Genomic DNA, 22,323 nt, shown 5'->3' on the forward strand with positions numbered 1-22,323 from the left:
GACTGGAAAGAATCAGTAGCGATCGACGGTGGGCGGTGCCGGCATCGGGTAGCCGGACGCACCGACGGTCTCGTTGAACGCCTTCTCCCACGACCCGTCGGCGATCATTGCCTCGATCGCGTCGTTGATCTTGTCGCGGCTCTCGTTGTCGTCCTTGGCAAGGCCGATGCCGTACTTCTCCTCGGTGAACGGTTCACCGACGACCTTGAACTCGCCGGGGGACTGGGCGGCGTAACCGGCGAGGATGATGTCGTCGGTCGTCAGTGCGTCGACCGCACCGTTGCGCAGCGCCTCGACGCAGGCCGAATAGGTGTCGTACTCCTGGAGTTGCACGTCCTGCGCGTACTCGTCCTTCACGTTCTGCGCGGGAGTCGATCCGGCCACCGAGCACAGCTTCTTGCCGCCGGTGAGGGACTCCGGTCCGGTGATGTCCTGGTTGTCCGAACGGACGAGAAGCGACTGGCCCGCAATGAAGTACGGACCGGCGAAGTCGACCTTCTTCTTGCGCTCGTCGGTGATGGAGTACGTGCCGACGATGTAGTCCACCTCGCCGTTCTGGATGACTGTTTCGCGCTGTCCCGACGGCGTCTCCTTGAACTCGATGTTCTCGGGGCTCACGCCGAGCTTTCCGGCGACGTACCTTGCGACCTCGACATCGAAGCCGCTGAACGTGCCGTCCGGGTTGCGCTGGCCGAGGCCGGGCTGATCGAACTTGATACCCACGACCAGCGAGCCGTTCTCGGCACTCTGGGTGACGTTACGTTCTTCACCGCCGCCACAGGCCGTGGCAGCGAGGGCGATCGCCATGACGCCGAGACCCAGGCGCACAGAACGAGTGATGTTCATCGAGATCCTCCAAAACGACAGTTGATTGTCACTGCGGTTGACGCGCAGCGCAGTTCTTCGAGCGGGGTGAATCTTCCAGCGGGTGTGTCGGTAGCTCAGGAGCTTTCAGATCAGTGGCTCAGTATTTTTCCGAGGAAGTCCTTGGCACGTTCGGACTTCGGGTGGGAGAAGAAGGTGTTCGGATCGGTGTCCTCGATGATCTGGCCGTCGGCCATGAACAGGACTCGATCTCCGGCTTTGCGGGCGAAGCCCATCTCGTGGGTGACGACGAGCATCGTCATGCCCTCCTTGGCGAGCGAGGTCATCACCTCGAGCACTTCGCCGACCATCTCCGGGTCGAGTGCCGATGTCGGCTCGTCGAACAACATGACCTTGGGGTCCATGGCGAGAGCGCGGGCGATCGCGACTCGCTGCTGCTGGCCACCGGAGAGCTGGGCGGGATACTTGTCCGCCTGATTTGCGATACCGACACGCTCGAGAAGTGCGAAAGCGCGCTCACGGGCTTGTTCACGCTTCTTCTTGCGCACCTTCATCGGCGCGAGCATCACGTTCTCGAGGATCGTCTTGTGCGCGAAGAGGTTGAACGATTGGAAGACCATTCCCACATCTGCGCGCAACGCGGCGAGCGCACGCCCTTCCTCGGGCAGCGTCCGACCGTCCACGTGGATCTCACCGGAGTCGATGGGCTCGAGGCGGTTGATGGTCCGGCAGAGTGTCGACTTACCCGAACCGGACGGCCCGACCACGATGACGACCTGACCGGCCGGCACCTCCAGGTCGATGTCCTGCAGCACGTGCAGCGAACCGAAGTTCTTGTTCACCGCTCGCATCGAGATCATGGACGAACTACTGCTCCTCGCGGGCGGTGGTGTCACCGCATCGGCTTGGGTCATAGTCGGAGACCCTATGTGTTGGGGCCTGGCAGATACACCATTTGGTAGCGGTTTCGTCCCGATGTCACGGAAACTTTACGGCGGGCGGCCGTTGGAGCAACGGTGCTGGGAGAGCGGTCGGAGGCGGGCCGTACTCTGGAGGTGTGGACACGATCGACCGGAACACCCGCCGAAGCTACGAGGTGCGCACCCACGGCTGCCAGATGAACGTGCACGATTCCGAGCGTTTGTCGGGTCTGCTCGAGGACGCCGGATACGCGAAGGCGGCCGAGGGGGAGGCGCCCGATCTCGTCGTTTTCAACACGTGCGCCGTCCGTGAGAACGCGGACAACAAGCTGTACGGCAACCTCAGCCAGCTGGTCCCTGCGAAGGAACGCAACCCCGAGATGCAGATCGCGGTGGGCGGATGCCTTGCGCAGAAGGACCGCGACGTCGTGGTGAAGAAGGCCCCGTACGTCGACGTCGTCTTCGGAACTCACAACATCGGTTCGTTGCCTGCGCTCCTCGAGCGGGCACGCCACAACGAGCGCGCCGAGGTCGAGATTCTCGAGTCGCTCGAGGCGTTTCCGTCCACGTTGCCCGCCAAGCGTGAGTCGGCCTACGCGGGTTGGGTGTCGATTTCGGTCGGATGCAACAACACGTGCACCTTCTGCATCGTCCCCGCCCTGCGCGGCAAAGAGGTGGACCGGCGCCCGGGCGACATCCTGGCCGAGGTTCAGGCTCTCGTGAACGAAGGTGTCCTGGAGGTCACGCTCCTCGGACAGAACGTCAACGCGTACGGAGTGTCGTTCGCGGATCCCGAGCATCCCCGCGACCGGGGTGCATTCGCCGCCCTGCTCCGCGCGTGCGGTGACGTCGAGGGACTCGAGCGGGTGCGCTTCACGTCACCACACCCGGCGGAATTCACCGACGACGTCATCGAGGCGATGGCCGAGACTCCGAACGCATGCCCGCAGCTCCACATGCCGTTGCAGTCGGGATCCGACCGCGTGCTCAAGGCGATGCGGCGCTCGTACCGTAAGTCTCGGTTCCTCGGAATCATCGAGAAGGTGCGGGCGGCGATGCCCGAAGCCGCGATCACCACCGACATCATCGTGGGCTTCCCAGGGGAGACGGAAGAAGACTTCCAAGAAACTCTCGACGTGGTTCGGAAGGCCAGATTCACGAGTGCCTACACGTTCCAGTACTCGAAGCGCCCGGGAACACCGGCTGCCGACATGGAAGAACAGCTCCCCAAGGCGGTGGTGCAGGATCGGTACGAACGCCTGCTCGCGCTCCAGGAAGAGATCACTCTCGACGAGAACCGCAAGCTCGTCGGCAGGGAGGTCGAACTCCTCGTCGCGGCCGGTGAAGGTCGGAAGAATGCCGCCACCGCACGTATGAGCGGTCGCGCCCGCGATGGTCGACTCGTCCACTTCCGGCCGGAAGGTGCGATCGACCAGTCGATTCGCCCCGGGGACATCGTCACGACAACGGTGACCGCAGCCGCGCCACACCACCTGGTGGCGGACGACGAGGTCCGAACGCATCGGCGCACCCGGGCCGGAGATTCCTTCGAAAAGGGCATCACCCCCAAGACTCCACCGATCGGTGTCGGCCTCGGACTTCCACAGGTCGGGGCTCCCGATCCATTACCCGCACAGATGGGATGCAGCGCATGAAGGACCAGCGCGGACAACACGACACGGACCCCATCGAGGGGTACCGGAAGGATTTCGACGCCGCCGAGCGCAAGGTCGCCGGTGAGATCGATCCCGGCGCCCGTGCCGTAGTCGTCGCGGTGATCGTTCTGATCTTGCTCGTGTCCCTGAGCCTGCCGCACGCAGGCGGTGCGAACGGATGGGAAGTTCTCGTCGACGGCGACGCTGCTCGGGACGAACTCGTGAAGGGTCCGTCGCGCGTCTTCGTCGGGTTCGTCGTGGTGTTCGGCGTGATCGCGTCGATGCTCGCGCTCGTCACCCGACGCTGGGTGCTCGCGTGGGCGGCCCTTGCCGGCTCCGCGATCTCCATCGTCCTCGGCATGCTCTCGATCTGGGCTCGTCAGACAGTGCCCACCGACGCCGGACTGGCAGGGCCGGGCATCGGCCTCGTGCTCGGCTGGGTGGCAGTCATCGTGCTCACCTTCCACTGGCTGAAGGTCGTGTGGAGCCGCACCGCTCTTCAACTGGCGGCCGAAGAGCAGCGCCGCACCGCTGCCGCCGAAGCGGAGCGCCGCGGCGACTGGATCGTCTAGCACCCCTTCCCCGACCAATGTCACACACGTTCAGCTCACGCGAACCGGTGTGACATTGGTCAGTCGGGGGTACTAGTCGTTCACGGCGCTCTCGGCAGCCGCTGCCCACTCACGCCACTGCGCCGCCTGAGCCTGCGCCTTCTCGGCGTCCTTCTTCTTGCCGGCGGCGGTGGCCTTCGCGGCCTGCTCCTCGAACTGAGCAACCCGCTCACGGAACTGCGCTGCACGAGCGAGGGCCTCGGGGTCGGTACGACGCCACTCGGCATCGGCGGCTTCGCGGACCCGCTTCTCGATCGCCCGTAGTTTTCCTTCGAGATCGTGCATCCGCTCACGCGGAACCTTGCCGATCGCGTCCCACTTCTCCTGCAGGTCGCGTAGTGCCGCGCGGGCTGCGTCGACGTCCTTGGCGGGATCGATGTCGCCCGATTCCTTCAGGAGCGCGTCCTTCGCGACGGCATTCTGTTCGAATTCGGCATCGCGCTCCGACGCGACCGCATTGCGGGCTCCGAAGAACACGTCCTGCGCGCCTTTGAAACGCTTCCAGAGGGCGTCGTCCGCGTCACGAGGTGCCCTTCCGGCCGCCTTCCACTCGACGAGGAGTTCACGGAACGCGGCCGCGGTCCCACCCCAATCGGTGGAATCGGACATCGCTTCGGCACGGGCAACGAGGTCTTCCTTCTTCGTCCGCGCCGTGGCCCGATCCCGGTCGAGTTCGGCGAAGTGGGCACCGCGACGGCGGTTGAAGGCTTCGCGAGCTTTCGAGTATCGCTTCCACAGTCCGTCGTCGACCTTGCGGTCCACACCACGGATCGTCTTCCACTCGTCGAGGATCTCGCGCAGGCGGTCGCCGGCGACCTTCCACTGGGTGGATTCGGCGCCGATCTGCTCGGCCTCCGCAGCGAGGGCTTCCTTGCGGGCGGTGTGTTCCTGCCGCGACTGTTCCTTCTCCTGCTTCGCGTGCTCGGCCGCGACCTCCGACTCGGCGATCACGATGTCCAACCGGGCTGCGAGCGCGGGAATATCGCCGATCACGGCGGCAGTGGGAAGGGATTCCGCCAGCGCCACAGCGGCGGACTTCGTCTTCTTCGCATCGCCCGCTCCAGAGGTGAGCCGGGCTTCCAGCAGACCGACCTCCGTTGCGAGGTCGTCGAATCGACGACCGAAGTGCGCGAGTCCCTCTGCGGCGTCGCCGGCCTGCCAGGAGCCGATCTGGCGCTCGCCGTCGGGCGTTGTGACCCACGCAGTGCCGTCGTCGTCGACCCGGCCGAACTTGCTGGGATCGCTCACGACGACGATGGGTACGGGAGTGGGTGCGATATGAGCCGCCGGACCGGGCTTGGGCGCGCCGGGTTTCGGGCCGCCGGGCTTGGGTGCTCCGGGCTTGGGTGCGCCAGGCTTGGGGGTGGGAGTGACGTGGCTGTTGTCGGTCATCGGTTCCTCATCTCTGCCGCGCGACACGGCCGCCTGATCGCGTTCTTGCTCTATTCAACCCGGTATGGGTTCTGATCACTATTGAATCAGAGGAGACGGGCAGGGTCGGACCGATCTCGGTCGGATAGCGTTGCCCTCGTGTTCGCCGCAGCTGCCCTTGTTCCGTCACCGCCTATTCTCGTCCCCGAACTGGCAGGCCGGGCTGCGGACGAGACGGCAGATCTACGCGACGCGGCAGGCCGGGTCGTGAATGCTTTGGCCGGCGAATCGACCGACTGGATTGCTGTCGGTGTCGGATCATCCGCGCACTTCGGTGCACCGAAACGGGGAACGTTTCGTGGCTTCGGCGCGGACATCGAGGTGTCGTTCGGCGCCGTGGGCGCGACGGATGTCGAGCCGGAACTGCCTCTCGCTGCACTCGTCGCGGGCTGGCTGCGCGGTAACTATGCCCCGAGCGTCGAGATGGAGGTGCGGCTCTTCTCGGACGATCTGTCGCCCGCGGACTGCCGGGCGCAAGGGGAGCGATTGCGTGCCGAACTGGATCGCGGCGACACGCCGCGTGGTCTCCTGGTGATCGGGGATGGATCGAACACCCTCACGCCCAAGGCGCCCGGCGCATTCGATCCAGGCGCGGAGCCGGTCCAGGCGCGGATGGACGGTGCGCTGTCGAGCGGAGACATCCGCGAATTGACGGAGCTGACGCCCGAAACGGCCCGACGCTTCGGGATCGGCGGACGCGTCGCCTGGCAGGTCCTGGCCGGGGTGTTCGAGGGTGCGCTGCCGTCACGAACGTCCACCGAGTACGTGGGCGCGCCGTACGGAGTCGGGTATCACGTGGGGATGTGGTGGGCGTGACCGATCTCGGGAAGCACGGTGATGCCGCGAAGCGAGGTGAGCGACCGAGCACGCCGGTCGCGGTCGTCGGTCCGACTGCGACGGGCAAGTCGGATCTCGCTCTCGACCTTGCCCAGCGGTGGGGCGGCGAGATCGTCAACATCGACGCGATGCAGCTGTATCGCGGAATGGACATCGGAACTGCGAAGCTGACGCCGGACGAGCGGCGTGGCATCACCCATCATCAGCTCGACGTATTGGACGTCACGGAGACGGCGACCGTCGCGACGTACCAGCAGAACGCAGCCGAGGACGTCGAGGCGATCCTCGCCCGCGGCGCAGTTCCGATCATCGTCGGCGGATCGATGATGTACGTACAGGCGCTGCTCGACGAATGGTCTTTCCCCGCGACCGATCCAGAGGTTCGCGCCAAGTGGGAGGCAGTCCTCGCCGACGGTGGGGTGGTGGCGGTACATCGGAAACTCGTCGAGGCGGACCCTGCCGCAGCCGCATCGATTCTTCCCACCGACTCGCGTCGAATCGTGCGTGCTCTGGAGGTGGTAGAGCTCACCGGCAAGCCCTTCGCCGCTTCCGCGCCCACCATCGGTGACCCACGATGGGGCACCCACATCATCGGGGTCGATCGCGACACCACAGGGTTGGACGAGCGGATTCGCTTGCGCACGCAGGTGATGTTCGATCGGGGGCTGGTTTCCGAGGTGCAGGAGCTGATCGAGGTGGGCCTGCGCGAGGGCGTCACCGCCCAGCGTGCAATCGGCTACGCGCAGGTGTTGGCCCATCTGGACGGAGAATACGACTTGGCCGAAGCGCAGGAGCGAACGTTCATCGGTACCCGGCGATATGTGCGTAGGCAACGATCGTGGTTTCGCCGCGATCCACGCATCGAATGGGTCGACGGTGACGATCCGCAGCTTCTGTCGGCTGCGCTGGAGGCGCACGCCGCTCTCACCCGTAATGCTGTCGAAGGAGACGAATGAGCCGCACACCGCCACCGAGACGTTCGGCCCCGAGAGGTGGAGCCGGCAAGGGTTCGGCGAAACTTCTGGTGACCACACGCAACGCTCGGTTCCAGCAGTGGGAGTCGTTTCTGGGCAATCGCACCAAGCGAACCCGCGCAGGACGCTTTCTGATCCAGGGCGTGCGACCACTGAACGTCGCGTTCGACCAGGATTGGCCGATCGAAGCACTGTTGCACCGCATGGGCGGGCCGTCGCTGTCGGACTGGGCACGCGGGCTGATCGAACGTGGTGGGGTGGAGCACATCGGCGTGGGCGCCGAGCTGATGGCCGAGCTGGGGGAGAAGGACGGCACTGCGCCGGAGCTCATCGCCGTGGCGCACACCAGGCACCCACGTCTTCGGGATCTTCGCCTCGGTGAGCGACCGCTCGTCGTCGTGTTCGACAGGCCGAGTTCACCGGGCAACCTGGGCACGTTGATCAGGACCGCCAACGCCTTCGGTGCGGATGCCGTCGTGGTCGTCGGGCACGGCGCCGATCCTTACGATCCGCAATCGGTGCGCGCGTCGACGGGGTCGTTGTTCGCGTTGCCCGTCATCACGGTGTCCTCCGTCGACGAAGTGCTCGCTTTCCGTGACTCGCTTGCCGAGAACGGCACCGCCCTGACGGTGGTGGGCACGGACGAGGACGGATCGGTCGTGATCGACGATCACGATTTCACGACCGGCACGCTGCTGGTGGTGGGTAACGAGACGCGGGGTATGAGCGCGGCGTGGCGGCAGGCGTGCGACGCCGTGGTGAACATTCCGATCGGCGGAGCGGCGAGCTCGTTGGGTGCGCCTTCGGCAGGCGCAGTCGGTCTCTACGAAATCGCGAGGCAGCGGCGACTCGGCGCGCGGCGAGCTACGTAGTTAGGCTTGTCGGCATGGATTTCAGCAAGGGCCACGGGACCGAGAACGACTTCGTCGTACTCCCGGATCTCGATGTTCGGATCGATCTGACTCCGGACCGGGTCGCTGCCCTGTGTGATCGACAGCGCGGTCTCGGAGCAGACGGCGTGTTGCGAGTCGCGCGCGTCGGCGCGCTGACGGATGCCGGGGTGCTGCCCGACGTGCCGGACGGTCTGTCGGCGGAGGACTGGTTCATGGACTACCGCAACAGCGACGGTTCGATTGCGGAGATGTGCGGCAACGGCGTTCGAGTGTTCGCGCACTACCTCCGTTCGAGTGGATTCGAGCAGCGGGAGGAGTTCGTCGTGGGCTCGCGTGCCGGCGCACGCCCGGTGACAGTGCACGAGGCGGACGGCTGGACAGGTGACGTCACCGTCGACATGGGTGCGGTGCACGAGTTCGGCACCAGCACGGCGACGGTCGACGGCCGAGTGTTCACCGGGTTGGGTATCGACGTCGGAAACCCGCACCTGGCGTGTGTCGAGGAATTGACGGACGCCGCACTCGGCGCCCTCGATCTCACGGTCTCACCCGGCTTCGACCCAGGATTCTTCCCGCACGGCGTCAACATCGAGATCGTCACACCACTGGTGGACGGGGCAGTCTCGATGCGGGTGCACGAGCGAGGTGTGGGCGAGACTCGATCCTGCGGAACCGGCACGGTCGCCGCCGCGGTCGCTGCACTGCGTCACGGCGGAGCGGATGCGGGCGAAGTTCGTGTTCGAGTGCCCGGTGGGGAAGTGACGGTCGGATACGCCGACGGCAATGCCACGTTGCGCGGTCCGTCACGGCTCGTCGCGACGGGAGTGCTCGACGAGCGGTGGTGGGCGCAGCTCGCCTGACTTCGCCGCAGGTAAAGAAGGTGCACTCTGTCGATGATCCGTGGGATCATGGTGGTGTATGACGAACACACACGAATCCGAACAGTCACCTTCCGTCGGTGATATGCAGCTCGACGACCGCAGTGCGCTGCGCCGTGTCGGCGGTCTCTCCACCGAGCTCGCCGATGTCACCGAGGTCGAATATCGCCAGCTGCGCCTCGAGCGCGTCGTGCTGGTGGGTGTCTGGAACCAGGGCTCCGCAGAGCAGGCCGAGTCGAGCATGGCCGAGCTGGCTGCTCTCGCCGAGACTGCGGGATCCGAGGTTCTCGAGGGGCTGGTGCAGCGCAGGGACAAACCGGACGCGGCCACCTACATCGGGTCGGGCAAGGCCGAGCAGCTGCGTGAGGTGGTCCTCTCGACGGGCGCGGACACCGTCGTCTGCGACGGTGAACTGACTCCTGCTCAGCTCACCGCGCTCGAGAAGATCGTGAAGGTCAAGGTCATCGACCGGACCGCACTCATTCTCGACATCTTCGCCCAGCACGCCACGTCGCGTGAAGGCAAGGCGCAGGTCGCGTTGGCCCAGATGGAGTACATGCTCCCGCGTCTGCGTGGTTGGGGCGAATCCATGTCGAGGCAGGCCGGTGGCCGGGCCGGCAGCAACGGCGGCGTGGGTCTGCGTGGCCCCGGTGAGACGAAGATCGAGACCGACCGTCGGCGAATCCGCGAGCGCATGGCCAAGTTGCGCCGCGAGATCAGGGGTATGAAGGCGGCGCGTGACACGAAACGTACGCGGCGCGTGCGTAGCGAGATCCCGTCCGTCGCGATCGTCGGATATACCAACGCCGGCAAGTCGAGCTTGCTCAATTCTCTGACGGGCGCGGGGGTGCTCGTTCAGAACGCGCTGTTCGCGACCCTCGATCCGACGTCGAGGCGTGCGGCGCTCGATGACGGCCGCGAGTACATCCTCACCGACACGGTCGGATTCGTACGGCACCTGCCCACCCAGCTCGTCGAGGCGTTCCGCTCGACTCTCGAAGAGGTCACGGACGCAGATCTGCTGCTGCATGTCGTGGACGGATCGGATCCGCTGCCGACCGATCAGATCAAGGCCGTGCGCGAGGTGATCACAGACGTCGTTCGCGAGACGGACCTGCCTGCGCCGCCGGAGTTGATCATCGTCAACAAGATCGACGCTGCCGATCCCGTCGTACTCACTCAGCTTCGTGGACTCCTTCCAGGCGCCGCATTCGTTTCGGCCCGGACCGGCGAGGGAGTCGCCGAACTCAGGGAGTTGTTGAGCGAGGTTCTGGTCCGTCCGGAGGTCGAGGTGAGCGTTCTGCTGCCTTACACCCGCGGCGACCTGATGGCTCGCATCCACTCGGATGGGCAGATCCTCACCTCCACACACGACGAGGACGGCACGAGAGTCCGGGCCCGTGTCCCGGAAGCCCTTGCTTCGGCGCTCGTCGAGTACGCCCACAGTGCATAGATTTCGATACGCGCCACTCGTTTCGGCGGCGTCCCTCGTTGTGCTGGGCGCAGCACCCGCGGCCGCGCAACCGACAGTTCCGGAACCAGCCGCGTTCGACACGCTGTGCACGCCGACCGACCCGAAGCTGGCCGAGCTGTCCGGACTCGTCGCCACCGGCGACAAGTTGTTCGCGATCGGCGACAGCGGTTCGGACGACGCAGTTGCCGTCATGGACCGATCGTGTGCCGTCTCGGAGTGGATTCCGGTACCGGTGGATCCGTACGACGTCGAGGACCTGTCAGCGCGTGGCGGTGATGTGTGGTTGGGCGACACCGGTGACAACGATCATCGCCGCGAGACAGTCGCGCTGACGAGAGTGGACCAGAAGTCGGGTGCCGGGGAGCTACACCGGCTGACCTACCCCGACGGTCCACACGACGCCGAGACCCTCCTGATTCAGCCGGACGGCGTTCCGTTGATCGTGACCAAGAACGTCTTGGGAACGAGCGGTGTCTATCGCCCCGTCGGAGGTGCGAGTGTGGACGATCTGCCGACGCCCGGCCCTTCGCGGCTCGAGAAGGTCGGCGACGTCGACGTTTCCGCGACCCAGGAAGAGGGCGCCATCGGGTCGGTCATGTTCACCGGTGGCGCAGTCTCGGCCGACGGGAAAGTGGCCGCGGTACGGAGCTACTCGGACGTGTATCTGTTTCCGGTGTCGGATGGAGACGTGGGCGTAGCTCTGACTGCCGGTGAGCCTGTGCGGGTTCCGTTGCCGAGCCAGCCTCAAGGTGAGGCAGTGGCCTTCACCGAAGACGGTGATCTGCTGATCGCGTCGGAGTCTCGCGGGGGCCCGCTACCCCCCGTTCAGATACTTCGAGGGGCAACCGATCTCGTTGCGGACACCGATTCCGACGGCACCGGGTCGGACTCGTCGGACGCTACCGAATCGGCGGCGCCGTGGGTCGTCGGCGCAATCGCCGTTGTCGCCGCCGGCGCCCTGGGGTGGTTCCTGGTTCGCCGACGGCAACGTTCGCGTTAGACGCGATTCAGGCGTCGAGGTCCGCAGACACGAGCGCTGCGATCTTGTCGAGAGTCTCGGCGTCCTCGGTGTCCACGACCACCTCGGTGCCCTGGGTGGCACCGAGAGTCATGATCAGCAATGCAGATCCGGCATCGACCGGTTCACCGCCCGCGACTGCGAGAGTGACGGGTACGCCGGATTCTGCGACGGCATCCGCGATCACGGCTGCGGGCCGGGCGTGCAGGCCGATCGACGAACCGACGGCAACGGTCTTACTGGGCATGGTGTCTCCTTCTTCGGTCGAACGCTGTTGAATTCATGGAGCCGGGTCAGGCGACAACGGCATGGTTGTCGACATCGGTATCGACTTCGGGGGCCTCTGCGGCCTTCTTCCGAACGAGTACTTTCGCCAGGACGACGAGGACGGCGCCGACGACGGTTCCCGCGGCGATCGCAAGGACGAACCAGAGAAAGTTCGTGATCGCGAAGAACACGAGGAAGCCGCCGTGCGGGGCGCTGAGAGTCACGTCGAAGGTCATGACAAGGGCGCCCGTCACGGCTCCACCGGCCATCATCGACGGTATGACGCGTAGTGGATCGGCTGCGGCGAACGGGATCGCGCCTTCCGAGATGAATGCGGATCCGAGAAGCCACGCGGCCTTACCGTTCTCGCGTTCGGCTTCACTGAACATGCGCGGCCGGAGGACTGTCGAGGCGAGAGCCATCGCAAGGGGTGGCACCATTCCGGCAGCCATCACGGTGGCCATGATGCGCAGGGTGGCGACATCGTCCACGTTGAGCCCTGCGACAGCGAATGCGTACGCCGCCTTGTTGACCGGACCACCGAGGTCGAAGCACATCATCAGGCCCAGAATGACACCGAGGGCGACGGCCGAACTGCCGGACAATCCGCCCAGCCAATCGGTGAGGCCGTTGGTGATCGCGGCCAGCGGCCGACCGAGGACGAGGAACATCAGAGCGCCCACGAACAAGGTGGCGAAGAGCGGAATGATCACGACAGGCATGAGGCCGCGCAACCACTGCGGTACCCGTATCCGGCCGATCCAGAGCGCAACGACACCGGCGATCAGACCACCGACGAGACCACCGATGAACCCGGCGCCAACGAACACCGCCACGGCACCTGCCGTGAATCCTGGTGCGAGGCCGGGCCGGTCGGCAATGGCATACGAGATGTAGCCGGCGAGAGCGGGAACCAGGAAGCTGAACGCCAGAGTCCCCAATTGATAGAGCACAGCGCCCAGATAGATGCGGAGACCTCCGTCAGGGAGGTTGCCGAGCGAATTGTCGAGGACGATGCTCTCCGCGGGATCGGAGATCTCGTAGCCGCCGAGGAGGAACCCGAGCGCGATGAGCAGTCCGCCGGCGGCGACGAAGGGGATCATGTAGCTGACGCCTGTGAGCAGTACCTGGCGCAGGTGCGTACCGAATCCGACCGTCCCGGCTTCGTCTTCGTCCGTCGTGCCCGAGGCGCCGGCGTCGACCGTGGTCGCGGACGGGTTGGTGCCTGCGTGCACCGCCTCGGCGATCATCGTGTCGGGTTCGTTGATCGCTCGTTTGACGCCGGAAGCCACCACAGGTTTGCCGGCGAAGCGTTCCTTGCCCTTGACCCCCACATCGGTTGCGAAGATGACGGCCGACGCATCGGCTATCACCTGAGGTGAGAGTGGTGTGCTACCGCTCGATCCCTGGGTCTCGACCTGGATTTCGACGTCGGCCCGTTCTCCGGCAGCCTTCAGTGCATCGGCAGCCATGTAGGTGTGCGCAATGCCGGTCGGGCAGGCGGTGATCGCCACGATTCGACTCTTCGACTCCGCGGGCGCGGCCTCGACCGGTGTATTCGATGTCGCGACCGGTGCCGCTTCGGGTTCGGTCGTGGCTGCCTTCGGTGCCGGCGCGAGGACGCCGTTCACGAGTTCCACGACGTCGGTGGGGGATTGCGCCTCGCGAAGTGAGCCGACGAAGTCCGGGCGAACCAGCGCCCTGGCCAACGACGACAGGAGTTTCATGTGCTCCGCGCCGGCGCCCTCCGGGGCCGCGATGAGGAACACGAGATCGGCGGGGCCGTCCGGTGCACCGAAATCCACCTTCGGTTCGAGACGTGCGAACGCGAGCGAGGCACTGGTCACTGCGGCAGATCGGCAGTGTGGAATCGCGATACCGCCGGGAAGGCCGGTGGCCGACTGAGCTTCTCGCGCCAGTGCGGCTTCTTCGAGGTCGGCGGCATTGGTTGCGCGGCCGTTCTCGGCAAGTCGTATGGAAAGGGCCGAGACGACCTCGCTCGTCGAGGATCCGAGGTCGGTGTCGAGAGAGACCAGGTCGTCGACGATGACGGCCGGCTCGTGTGCGGGGACCGGAGTGGACATGATGATTCCTTCGCGCTCGGGCAGGAGGTCAAGCGAGGTCGGTTGCGGGGGCGAGATCGGTGACGACGACGGCGTCGAGGTCGATCTGATCGGGAGTCGGTGCGGAGGTGCCAGGCAAGGCGGCGGCCGCGCTGCCGTAGGCGACGGCGGTGCGAAGGCACGTTGCCGGGTCTGCTCCGCCTAGTTGTGCGCTCAGATAGCCGGCGAGGGACGAATCCCCGGCGCCCACCGTGCTGCGGGCGACGGTCGGTGGAGGTGTCGCCCGCCAGGCTCCGTCCGGTGTGACGAGTACCGCGCCGGCAGGCCCGAGCGTGGCGAGGACGGCGCCGACCCCTTCTGTCAGGAGCCTGCGAGCCGCTTCGACGGTCGTGGTCGTGTCGCCCTCGATCGCAGCTGCTTCGAGTAGTTCGGGGGCGATGCCGCAGATGTGGGCGAGCTCCTCGCCGTTCGGTTTGATCAGATCGGGAGCTGCTTCGGGGAAGCGCTGCACCAGTGCGCTCAACGGCGCGTCGGACGTGTCGACGGCAACCCTGCACCCGGTGCCGCGGAGCGCGGTACGCAATGCGACGACGACGTCGGCGTACCAGCCGGCCGGGACGAGCGGCGGCAAGGAGCCGGAAAGGACCACCCACTCCGCATTACGGGCGAGAGCGACGATGTCGGCCTCCAGGTAGCGGAGTGTGGATTCCGGGGTGGCCGGACCGGGCTCGTTGATCTTGGTCGTCGTCCCGTCCGGTTCGGTCACCGTGATGTTGGTTCGGGCAGGACCGGCGGCCGGGACCGCCCGGTACATGATTCCTGCGGCGGCCATTGCTGCCAGGAGCGGGTCGTCGGCGTTGCCGGGAAGCAGCGCGATGGTGTCGAGGTTCGCTGCAGCGAGCGCCCGCGAGACGTTCACTCCCTTTCCTCCGGGGTCGTTCGAGGAGGCCTCGGCGCGAAGGACCGTGCCCCGCTGTAAGCGATCGCCGAGTGTGATCGTGCGGTCGATGCTGGGGTTGGCTGTCACCGTGACGATCACGCGATCACCACCTCGATTCCCTGTCGTTCCAGTTCGGTTTTGTCGTCCCGGTCGATGTCGGCGTCGGTGACCAGCACATCGACCGCACCGATGGGAGCGAAGCTGATCAGATGTTCACGTCCGATCTTCGATGAATCTGCAGTGACGACAACAGTTCTGGCGGCCTCGACCATTGCCCGCTTGACCGCGGCCTCGTCCGAGTCGGGGGTCGAGAGGCCGTGCGCGACGGTGAGAGCGTTCGTCCCCACGAAGGCCACGTCCACACGAAGGCCTGCGAGTACTCGAAGAACCTCGGCGCCCACCGCGGCCTGCGTGACACCCCGTACCCGTCCGCCCAGCAGATGGAGTTCGACCGTGCTGAAGGCCGCAAGGCGAGCGGCGATCGGGACCGAGTTGGTCACGGCCGTGAGGTTGGGCGAGGTGGGAAGTTCTGTGATCATGCGTGCGGTCGTGGTGCCCGCATCGAAGAGCACGCTGCCGCCGGGCGAGGGAAGGAAGGAGACCGCAGCCCGTGCGATTCGATCTTTCTGATCTGCACGAGTGCCGTCGCGTTCTGCAAGCCCTGGTTCGCCTACCGTCACCGATCCGGTGGGTACTGCGCCACCGTGGACACGGCGTACGTGGCCGAGTCGCTCGAGGACCGCGAGGTCGCGGCGCACTGTTTCCGTGGTGACACCGAAACGATCCGCCAACTCCAGCACGGAGACGCGGCCACGCTGGGTGATGAGCGTGGCCACCGACTGTTGGCGTTCTTCTTGGTACACGGATCTCCGGTCTTCGTTCTGTCGACTGTGCGTCCCGTCACAGCGGATGTTGTCTTATGTTGTTTTACGCCCGTATGTGTTGACATGTCAATACGAATGCGTAATCTACATCACAGTCGATCGAATCGGGCGCCCTCGTCGGCAGTAGTGGGCAGTCCGCAGCAGTGAGTAGTCAGTTCAGGAGGACTCCATGACCCGAGCCGTTGCCCTCGTCGGCACCCCCGCCGTGCCGGGTGTCGCATATGCACCAGTCGTCTGGGCATCGCCGAGGCCGGAGTCGACCGGCGGTGGTCCGAGGATCGCGGAAGCGGAGCGCGGCGCGGAGAAGACCCGATTCCGGGAAGCGGCAGCCGCAGTGGCACTCCGGCTGCGGGAGCGGGGCGCCGCGGCAGGTGGAGTCGCTGCGGAGGTGCTCAGTGCCAATGCGGCACTCGCCGAGGACCGCGGCTGGCTCGGTGCGGTCGACAAGTCGATAGAGGCCGGATCGCCTGCCGCCGAGGCGGCTGCTTCGGCAACCGAACAGTTCACGGTCCTGTTCACCCAGATGGGGGGATTGATGGCCGAGCGCGTGACCGACCTGCGCGACGTCCGGGATCGCGTCGTCGCCGAGTTCTCCGGGCTCCCGGAGCCCGGGGTTCCCACTTCTCCGCACCCGGCCGTGTTGTGTGCCGAAGACCTCGCGCCCGCGGACACCGCCGGCCTCGACCCCGCTCGCATCGTGGGGATCGCTACCGTCCTCGGTGGCCCGACGAGTCATACGGCGATCATTGCGCGGCAGTTGGGAATCCCCTGTGTGGTCGCGGTTCGCGATCTCGAACGCATCGATACCGATCGATTCGTTCTCGTCGACGGGGGAGCCGGATCGCTCACCGTCGACCCGGATCCCGACGACGCGCGTGAACGCGTGGATGCAGCCGTCGAAGAGGCTGCGCGAGTGGCGGCATGGGCCGGGCCCGGTCGTACGAGCGACGGCACTGCGGTCGCGATGCTTGCCAACGTCCAGGACGGTGCCGGCGCGCGGGCTGCTCGTGGAACCGCTGCGGAAGGAGTCGGACTCTTCCGCACCGAGCTGTGCTTCCTCGATCGCGACACCGAACCGACGGTCGAGGAGCAAGCCGAGATCTACGGCCAGGTCCTGGACGCGTTCGGAGGGCGCAAGGTCGTGATTCGAACGCTCGACGCGGGTTCGGACAAGCCACTGCGATTCGTGAACCACCAGGCAGAGCCGAACCCGGCTCTCGGTGTCCGGGGAATCCGCATCGCGGCGCAGGAGCCGGGAATCCTCGAGCGGCAACTCGATGCGATCGCCCTGGCCGCCGCCCGAACGGGTAACCGCCCGTCCGTGATGGCGCCGATGGTGGCGACGGTGGCCGAAGCGGAGTCGTTCGCAGCCTCGGTCCGGTCTCGTGATCTGGTGCCGGGAGCGATGATCGAAGTTCCGGCGGCGGCATTGCACGCCGACCGCCTGCTGCGCCACGTCGACTTCCTGTCGATCGGGACCAACGATCTCACCCAGTACACGATGGCGGTCGATCGAATGTCCTCCGACCTCGCTGCATTGACCGATCCGTGGCAGCCGGCGGTTCTTGCCCTTGTCGCGTCGGCCGCCTCGGCGGGGCGAAAGGTGAACAAGCCAGTGGGAGTGTGCGGTGAGGCTGCCGCAGATCCGTTGCTCGCGTGCGTGCTGACCGGAATGGGAGTCACGTCGCTCTCGTGTGCGGCCGCCGCCGTCGCGCGGGTGGGCGCGAAAGTGGGTGCGACGACGATGTCTGCGTGCGAGCGGGCGGCCGAGGCTGCTCTCGACTCGGACGGGCCGGACGCCGCGCGCTCGGCGGCGCGCGAGGCGCTGTACCTGTCTCGTCCGTAGGCCAGGACGCCTACTATTTCGCTGTGGCAGAACCTGAGACCCCGGCAGTAGCTCGCACGGGTACGTCCCATTCCGGACCGTTGACATGGCGGGTTCACGGCGACGGAAAGCGCATCACCGCGGGGGAGGTGGTGGCCCCGGACGAACGTCTGAGCTGGCCGCGGACCATCGGGATCGGGATGCAGCACGTCATCGCGATGTTCGGCGCGACTTTGCTGGTCCCCACCATCACAGGCTTCCCGGTGACCACGACCCTGCTGTTCTCCGGTATCGGAACCGCGCTGTTCCTGGTGATCACGAGGGGGCGGATCCCGAGCTACCTGGGTTCGTCGTTCGCGTTCATCGCCCCACTGTCCGCAGCGCAGGCGTCGGGGCCCGCCGCTCAACTCGGCGGTGTCATGGCGGCGGGTCTGCTCCTGGCCGTGGTGGGCGTGATCGTGAAGGTCGTCGGTCCGAGACTCATAGACATCGTCATGCCACCCGTTGTCACGGGTGCCGTGGTCGCGCTGATCGGACTGAATCTCGCACCCACGGCGGTGGACTCGTTCGAGGCGCAACCACTCGTTGCCGGAGTGACACTGTTCTCCATACTTCTCGTGACGGTTGTGGGCCCCGGGCTTCTCGGCCGGCTGGGAATTCTGGTCGGTGTGATCGTCGGCTGGATCTTCGCTGCTCTCGTCGGCGGAATCGCGGACGAGCGCTCGACTGCGTTGCGTGAGGCCGCGTGGTTCGGCTGGCCCGAGTTCCGAGCGCCGGCCTTCGAATGGTCGGTGGTGGCGTTGACGCTTCCGGTGGTGATCGTTCTCGTCGCGGAGAACGTGGGCCACGTCAAGGCGGTGGCCGCTATGACCGGTCGCACCCTGGACGACGTCGCGGGCGACGCTCTGCTGGCCGACGGTCTTGCCACCACCATTGCCGGCCTGGGTGGGGGTTCGGGTACGACCACCTACGCGGAGAACATCGGGGTCATGGCGGCGACCCGCGTGTATTCGACAGCGGCGTACTGGGTTGCCGCGGCGACGGCAGCAGTGCTTGCGTTCTCACCGAAGTTCGGGGCGCTCGTGTTCACGGTGCCGGACGGTGTGATCGGCGGGGCGACCTTGGTTCTGTACGGGCTCATCGGGGTCCTGGGCGTCCGCATCTGGATGGAGGCGAAAGTCGACTTCACCGACCCGGTGAATCTGTCCGTCGTGGCTGCCGCCCTGGTCGCCGGCGTCGGTGACCTGACGTTGAAGATCGGATCCGTCGAGCTCGGCGGTATTGCCTGGGGTTCGGTGGGGATTCTGGTGGCGTACCCCGTCATGCGCAGACTCGGTTCCCTCGGGCGATCGCGGGCCGGTCACGATTCCTGATCGTCTCGGTCCTCCCTCAGGGGTGTGATCGGGCTTACCGTCGAGGAAACAGCTGCGCGGACGCAGCCTTGCATTCAGCACTGCACGACAACTACCGCTACGAGGAGCCGACGTGGATCGCACCCTGTTCGAGCCTGAGCACGAACTTTTCCGTGAGTCGTACCGCAAGTTCTTGGCTCAACATGTCGAACCGTTCCACGCACAGTGGGAAGAGCAGAACATCGTCGACCGCAGTGTGTGGGTCGAGGCCGGGAAGCAGGGCTATCTGAGCACCGCCGTGCCCGAGGAGTACGGCGGCGGGGGAGTACGGGACTTCCGGTACAACGCGATCGTCACGGAGGAGACCACGAGGGCCGGGTGCAGTGGCATCGGCTTCACCCTGCACAACGATGTGGTGGCGCCCTACCTGCTCGACCTCACCAACGACGAGCAGAAGCAGCGCTGGCTGCCCGGCTTCTCTTCGGGTGAACTGATCAGCGCCATTGCCATGACAGAGCCGGGAACGGGCAGTGATCTGCAGGGCATCAAGACCCGTGCCGTGCGCGACGGTGACGACTGGATCCTCAACGGGTCCAAGACGTTCATCACGAACGGAATCAACGCCGACATCGTGATCGTGGTCGCGTGTACCGACCCCGACAAGGGCGCCCAGGGATTCAGCCTGTTCGTCGTGGAGCGCGGAATGGAGGGATTCGAGCGCGGCCGTAACCTCGACAAGATCGGGATGAAGGCCCAGGACACTGCAGAACTGTCCTTCACCGACGTGCGGATTCCGGGCTCGAACCTCCTCGGCGAGGAGGGCATGGGCTTCCTGTATCTGATGAAGAACTTGCCGCAGGAACGCCTTTCGATCGCCGTGGTCGCCGTTGCGGCGATGGAGTCCGCCCTGGACATGACCATTCAGTACTGCCGAGACCGTAAGGCCTTCGGCAAGTCGATCGGAAGCTTCCAGAACACGCGATTCGTTCTTGCCGAACTCGCCACCGAGACAACGGCCGCACGAGTGCTCGTGGACAAGTTCATCGAACAACTCAACGCCGAGAAGCTCACCGTTCAGGAAGCAGCCATGGCGAAGTGGTGGACCACCGAGGCTCAGGTGCGTCTGATCGACCGGTGTCTTCAGCTCCACGGCGGGTACGGCTACATGAAGGAGTACCCGATCGCCAAGGCATACATGGACTCCCGCGTGCAGACCATCTACGGTGGCACCACCGAAATCATGAAAGAGATCATCGGCCGTGGCCTGAATCTCTGACCGCCGGCATCTTTCGACAGCGAAAGGGCCGTCCGAGCAATCGGACGGCCCTTTCGCGTATTCGTGGTTCAGATCTTGCGTACGACGGTGACGACCTTCCCGAGGATCACGGCGTCGTTGCCGGGAATGGGGTCGAACAACTCGTTGTGCGGCATCAGCCACACCTCTTTGTCCGTGCGCTTGAACGTCTTCACGGTGGCCTCTCCGTCGATCATCGCAGCAACGATGTCGCCGTTGTCCGCGACGTTCTGCTGGCGGACGGCGACGTAGTCACCGTCGCAGATGGCGGCGTCGACCATCGATTCACCGACGACCTTCAGCAGGAAAAGTGAGCCCTGGCCGACCAACTCGCGCGGAAGTGGGAACACGTCCTCCACGGCCTCCTCTGCCAGAATCGGCCCGCCCGCTGCGATCCGGCCCAGGACCGGAACGAACGTGGGTTCCGGTAGAGCCGCGCCGTCTGCACCCTCCGGTGCATTCTGGGCGACGAGAGTGGGGCGCATGGTCCGCGCGGGCTGAGCGCCGGCGGCTACGTCCGCTGCAACCTCGTCGAGGCCGCGAACGTCGACGGCGCGAGGGCGATTGGGGTCCCGACGCAAGAATCCCTTGCGTTCGAGTGTGCGCATCTGGTGGGCCACCGACGAAGTGGAGGTGAGCCCCACGGCGTCACCTATCTCGCGGATGCTCGGCGGGTATCCGCGTTCGGTGACCGACGCACGAATGACTTCGAGGACGCGCCGCTGACGGTCGGTGAGCTCGGCAGGATTCGGGGCGCTGTCGGCGCTGGACCCTGCGGCCGCACCTGCCACGTTCGAATCTTCGGGCGAGCTGTCGTCCTTCATGCTGCGTGCCTCCGTGGGTGCGCGGTCGTGGGTGCGGGCTTCGGTGTGGGCTCGGGTGGTCCCTGCTGTGCGTTCTGCCACGAATCTAGCGACTTCTCCAGCCGTTATCAAACATTTGTTCGATTCGTGTCGCCGGAAATGGCGACATTGTCGGACCGCCGTGGTAGAAATCGAACATACGTTCTTTCGAACGTCTGATCGAACAGGGTGATCGACTACCGGAGGTACCAGATGAGCAGCGCGGTTCTGAACAGGCGAGCGGTGGGTTACGCGGAGGCAGAATTCGGACGCGAGGCGGATGTCGTCCGGGCGGATGTGGTTCGGGAGCGGCGGATCGCGGAGCGGCGCCGGGATCCGCGACGACCGGACTCCGGTGCCGTCCGCTACCGCGCGGATCACGTCCGGGTATCGCAGGCCGACCATCACTCGGTCGATGTGGACGTCAGTTGGCGCACGATGCTGATGACCGTTCTGGCCACCACCGCAATTCTTCTGGGTTTCGGTGTCGTGGCCTATGCGGTGACAGCGAGCGGCGAAGCAGGGCTGACCGAAACGACAGAGGTCGTTCAGGTGGGCTCAGGCGAGTCGTTGACCGATGTTGCCGCTCGAATCGCGCCTCAGCTGCCGGCAGGGCAGGTGGTCGATCGGATCATGGATCTCAATGCGCTGTCGAACTCCTCGCTCCACTCGGGTCAGAGCCTCGTGGTTCCGGCACCGTAGAGCTGACCCGCAAGGGCGGATGCATGCGTGATGATGCGAGTCGAGCGAGTATTCTCGAATGCTGTCAGTCACACCACCTTGCGTGGTCGCGTCGGCATCGTGCATTCGTTGCGGAAAGTCGCGGTCGCGTCGGCTACGACGAAGGAACCGCCATGCATTGCCCTTTCTGCCGGCACCCTGATTCACGTGTAGTCGATTCGCGTGAGGCAGACGAGGGCCAGGCGATTCGCAGACGCCGATCCTGCCCCGAATGCGGTCGCAGGTTCACGACCGTCGAAACGGCAATCCTGTCCGTGGTGAAGCGAAGTGGCGTCACGGAGCCCTTCAGTCGCGAAAAGGTGGTGCGCGGTGTTCGCCGTGCGTGCCAGGGGCGTCAGGTCGACAACGACGCCTTGAATCTTCTGGCGCAACAGGTGGAGGACGCCGTACGTGCCTCCGGTTCTGCCGAGATCCCCAGCAACGAGGTCGGGCTCGCCATCCTGGGTCCACTCCGCGACCTGGACGAAGTCGCCTACCTGCGTTTCGCCTCGGTGTACCGATCCTTCAGTTCTGCTGACGACTTCGCGCGCGAGATCAAGGAACTCCGCGAGCATCAGGCATCGAAGGCCGAGGCAGAGGACCCTGACCGCAGCTCCTGA

The 22,323-nt window shown here is 65.6% G+C and carries 21 protein-coding genes; 13 read left to right on the forward strand and 8 right to left on the reverse strand.

Annotation, left to right across the window (positions count from 1 at the left end; translation table 11 throughout):
* Positions 1-12: 12 nt before the first annotated feature.
* Positions 13-846 carry a glutamate ABC transporter substrate-binding protein gene (locus ACZI8R_RS10060; protein ID WP_463379456.1) on the reverse strand — a complete coding sequence of 278 codons (834 nt, stop codon included), beginning with the start codon at positions 844-846 and terminating at the stop codon, positions 13-15.
* 110 nt (positions 847-956) lie between these two features.
* Positions 957-1,685 (reverse strand): amino acid ABC transporter ATP-binding protein, encoded by a 729-nt coding sequence (locus ACZI8R_RS10065; RefSeq protein ID WP_463379457.1) that lies wholly within the window; start codon positions 1,683-1,685, stop codon positions 957-959.
* Between the two features lie 197 nt (positions 1,686-1,882).
* On the opposite strand from ACZI8R_RS10065, the gene miaB reads away from it, so the two are divergent.
* Positions 1,883-3,400, forward strand: a complete 1,518-nt coding sequence (miaB, locus tag ACZI8R_RS10070; protein WP_463379458.1) for a tRNA (N6-isopentenyl adenosine(37)-C2)-methylthiotransferase MiaB — start codon at positions 1,883-1,885, stop codon at positions 3,398-3,400.
* Positions 3,397-3,972, forward strand: coding sequence for an Rv2732c family membrane protein (locus tag ACZI8R_RS10075; protein ID WP_463379459.1), 576 nt, complete (start codon positions 3,397-3,399; stop codon positions 3,970-3,972). Before miaB ends, ACZI8R_RS10075 begins: the two co-directional genes overlap by 4 nt.
* A 72-nt stretch (positions 3,973-4,044) precedes the next feature.
* Here the strand turns inward: ACZI8R_RS10075 and ACZI8R_RS10080 are convergent, their stop codons facing one another.
* Complete coding sequence (locus tag ACZI8R_RS10080; protein ID WP_463379460.1) at positions 4,045-5,403, reverse strand: DUF349 domain-containing protein; 1,359 nt, start codon at positions 5,401-5,403, stop codon at positions 4,045-4,047.
* Positions 5,404-5,541: 138 nt separating this feature from the next.
* On the opposite strand from ACZI8R_RS10080, the gene ACZI8R_RS10085 reads away from it, so the two are divergent.
* The 6 genes from ACZI8R_RS10085 to ACZI8R_RS10110 are packed head-to-tail and all read left to right on the forward strand — an operon-like array spanning position 5,542 to position 11,498.
* A complete protein-coding gene (locus ACZI8R_RS10085; protein WP_463379461.1) occupies positions 5,542-6,258 on the forward strand; it encodes a class III extradiol dioxygenase subunit B-like domain-containing protein in 717 nt (238 codons plus the stop codon).
* Positions 6,255-7,235 (forward strand): tRNA (adenosine(37)-N6)-dimethylallyltransferase MiaA, encoded by a 981-nt coding sequence (miaA, locus tag ACZI8R_RS10090; RefSeq protein ID WP_463379462.1) that lies wholly within the window; start codon positions 6,255-6,257, stop codon positions 7,233-7,235. The genes ACZI8R_RS10085 and miaA overlap by 4 nt, the downstream gene beginning before the upstream one ends.
* On the forward strand, positions 7,232-8,125 hold the full coding sequence (locus ACZI8R_RS10095; protein ID WP_463379463.1) for a TrmH family RNA methyltransferase: 894 nt from the start codon (positions 7,232-7,234) through the stop codon (positions 8,123-8,125). Before miaA ends, ACZI8R_RS10095 begins: the two co-directional genes overlap by 4 nt.
* A gap of 14 nt (positions 8,126-8,139) precedes the next feature.
* Positions 8,140-9,006 (forward strand): diaminopimelate epimerase, encoded by an 867-nt coding sequence (gene dapF / locus ACZI8R_RS10100; RefSeq protein WP_463379464.1) that lies wholly within the window; start codon positions 8,140-8,142, stop codon positions 9,004-9,006.
* A gap of 58 nt (positions 9,007-9,064) precedes the next feature.
* Complete coding sequence (hflX, locus tag ACZI8R_RS10105; RefSeq protein WP_463379465.1) at positions 9,065-10,477, forward strand: GTPase HflX; 1,413 nt, start codon at positions 9,065-9,067, stop codon at positions 10,475-10,477.
* A complete protein-coding gene (locus ACZI8R_RS10110; protein ID WP_463379466.1) occupies positions 10,470-11,498 on the forward strand; it encodes a hypothetical protein in 1,029 nt (342 codons plus the stop codon). Before hflX ends, ACZI8R_RS10110 begins: the two co-directional genes overlap by 8 nt.
* A gap of 7 nt (positions 11,499-11,505) precedes the next feature.
* Here ACZI8R_RS10110 and ACZI8R_RS10115 read toward each other — a convergent pair whose 3' ends face one another.
* From ACZI8R_RS10115 to ACZI8R_RS10130, 4 genes are read right to left on the reverse strand one after another with little or no spacing between them, the layout of a single operon-like run.
* On the reverse strand, positions 11,506-11,763 hold the full coding sequence (locus ACZI8R_RS10115; RefSeq protein ID WP_463379467.1) for an HPr family phosphocarrier protein: 258 nt from the start codon (positions 11,761-11,763) through the stop codon (positions 11,506-11,508).
* 46 nt (positions 11,764-11,809) lie between these two features.
* Positions 11,810-13,867: a PTS fructose transporter subunit IIABC gene (locus ACZI8R_RS10120; RefSeq protein ID WP_463379468.1), complete on the reverse strand. Its 2,058-nt coding sequence runs from the start codon at positions 13,865-13,867 to the stop codon at positions 11,810-11,812.
* A 28-nt stretch (positions 13,868-13,895) separates the two neighbouring features.
* A complete protein-coding gene (locus ACZI8R_RS10125; protein ID WP_463379469.1) occupies positions 13,896-14,885 on the reverse strand; it encodes a 1-phosphofructokinase family hexose kinase in 990 nt (329 codons plus the stop codon).
* A complete protein-coding gene (locus ACZI8R_RS10130) occupies positions 14,882-15,649 on the reverse strand; it encodes a DeoR/GlpR family DNA-binding transcription regulator (protein ID WP_463379470.1) in 768 nt (255 codons plus the stop codon). The genes ACZI8R_RS10125 and ACZI8R_RS10130 overlap by 4 nt, the downstream gene beginning before the upstream one ends.
* Before the next feature lie 190 nt (positions 15,650-15,839).
* On the opposite strand from ACZI8R_RS10130, the gene ptsP reads away from it, so the two are divergent.
* The 3 genes from ptsP to ACZI8R_RS10145 all read left to right on the forward strand — a co-directional run bounded on the left by ptsP (position 15,840) and on the right by ACZI8R_RS10145 (position 20,123).
* Positions 15,840-17,516: a phosphoenolpyruvate--protein phosphotransferase gene (gene ptsP / locus ACZI8R_RS10135; RefSeq protein ID WP_463379471.1), complete on the forward strand. Its 1,677-nt coding sequence runs from the start codon at positions 15,840-15,842 to the stop codon at positions 17,514-17,516.
* An 80-nt stretch (positions 17,517-17,596) separates the two neighbouring features.
* Entirely contained in the window at positions 17,597-18,868 is a 1,272-nt protein-coding gene (locus tag ACZI8R_RS10140; protein WP_463379677.1) for a uracil-xanthine permease family protein, read from the forward strand.
* Positions 18,869-18,980: 112 nt separating this feature from the next.
* Positions 18,981-20,123: an acyl-CoA dehydrogenase family protein gene (locus ACZI8R_RS10145; RefSeq protein ID WP_463379472.1), complete on the forward strand. Its 1,143-nt coding sequence runs from the start codon at positions 18,981-18,983 to the stop codon at positions 20,121-20,123.
* A gap of 68 nt (positions 20,124-20,191) precedes the next feature.
* On the opposite strand, the gene lexA is transcribed toward ACZI8R_RS10145, so the two are convergent.
* Positions 20,192-20,965 (reverse strand): transcriptional repressor LexA, encoded by a 774-nt coding sequence (lexA, locus tag ACZI8R_RS10150; RefSeq protein ID WP_463379678.1) that lies wholly within the window; start codon positions 20,963-20,965, stop codon positions 20,192-20,194.
* 231 nt (positions 20,966-21,196) lie between these two features.
* Between lexA and ACZI8R_RS10155 the strand changes: the two genes are divergently transcribed.
* Both ACZI8R_RS10155 and nrdR read left to right on the forward strand, forming a co-directional pair.
* Complete coding sequence (locus ACZI8R_RS10155; protein WP_463379473.1) at positions 21,197-21,685, forward strand: LysM peptidoglycan-binding domain-containing protein; 489 nt, start codon at positions 21,197-21,199, stop codon at positions 21,683-21,685.
* A 152-nt stretch (positions 21,686-21,837) separates the two neighbouring features.
* Positions 21,838-22,323 carry a transcriptional regulator NrdR gene (gene nrdR, locus ACZI8R_RS10160; RefSeq protein ID WP_463379474.1) on the forward strand — a complete coding sequence of 162 codons (486 nt, stop codon included), beginning with the start codon at positions 21,838-21,840 and terminating at the stop codon, positions 22,321-22,323.

The organism is Rhodococcus huquni, from assembly GCF_055231055.1.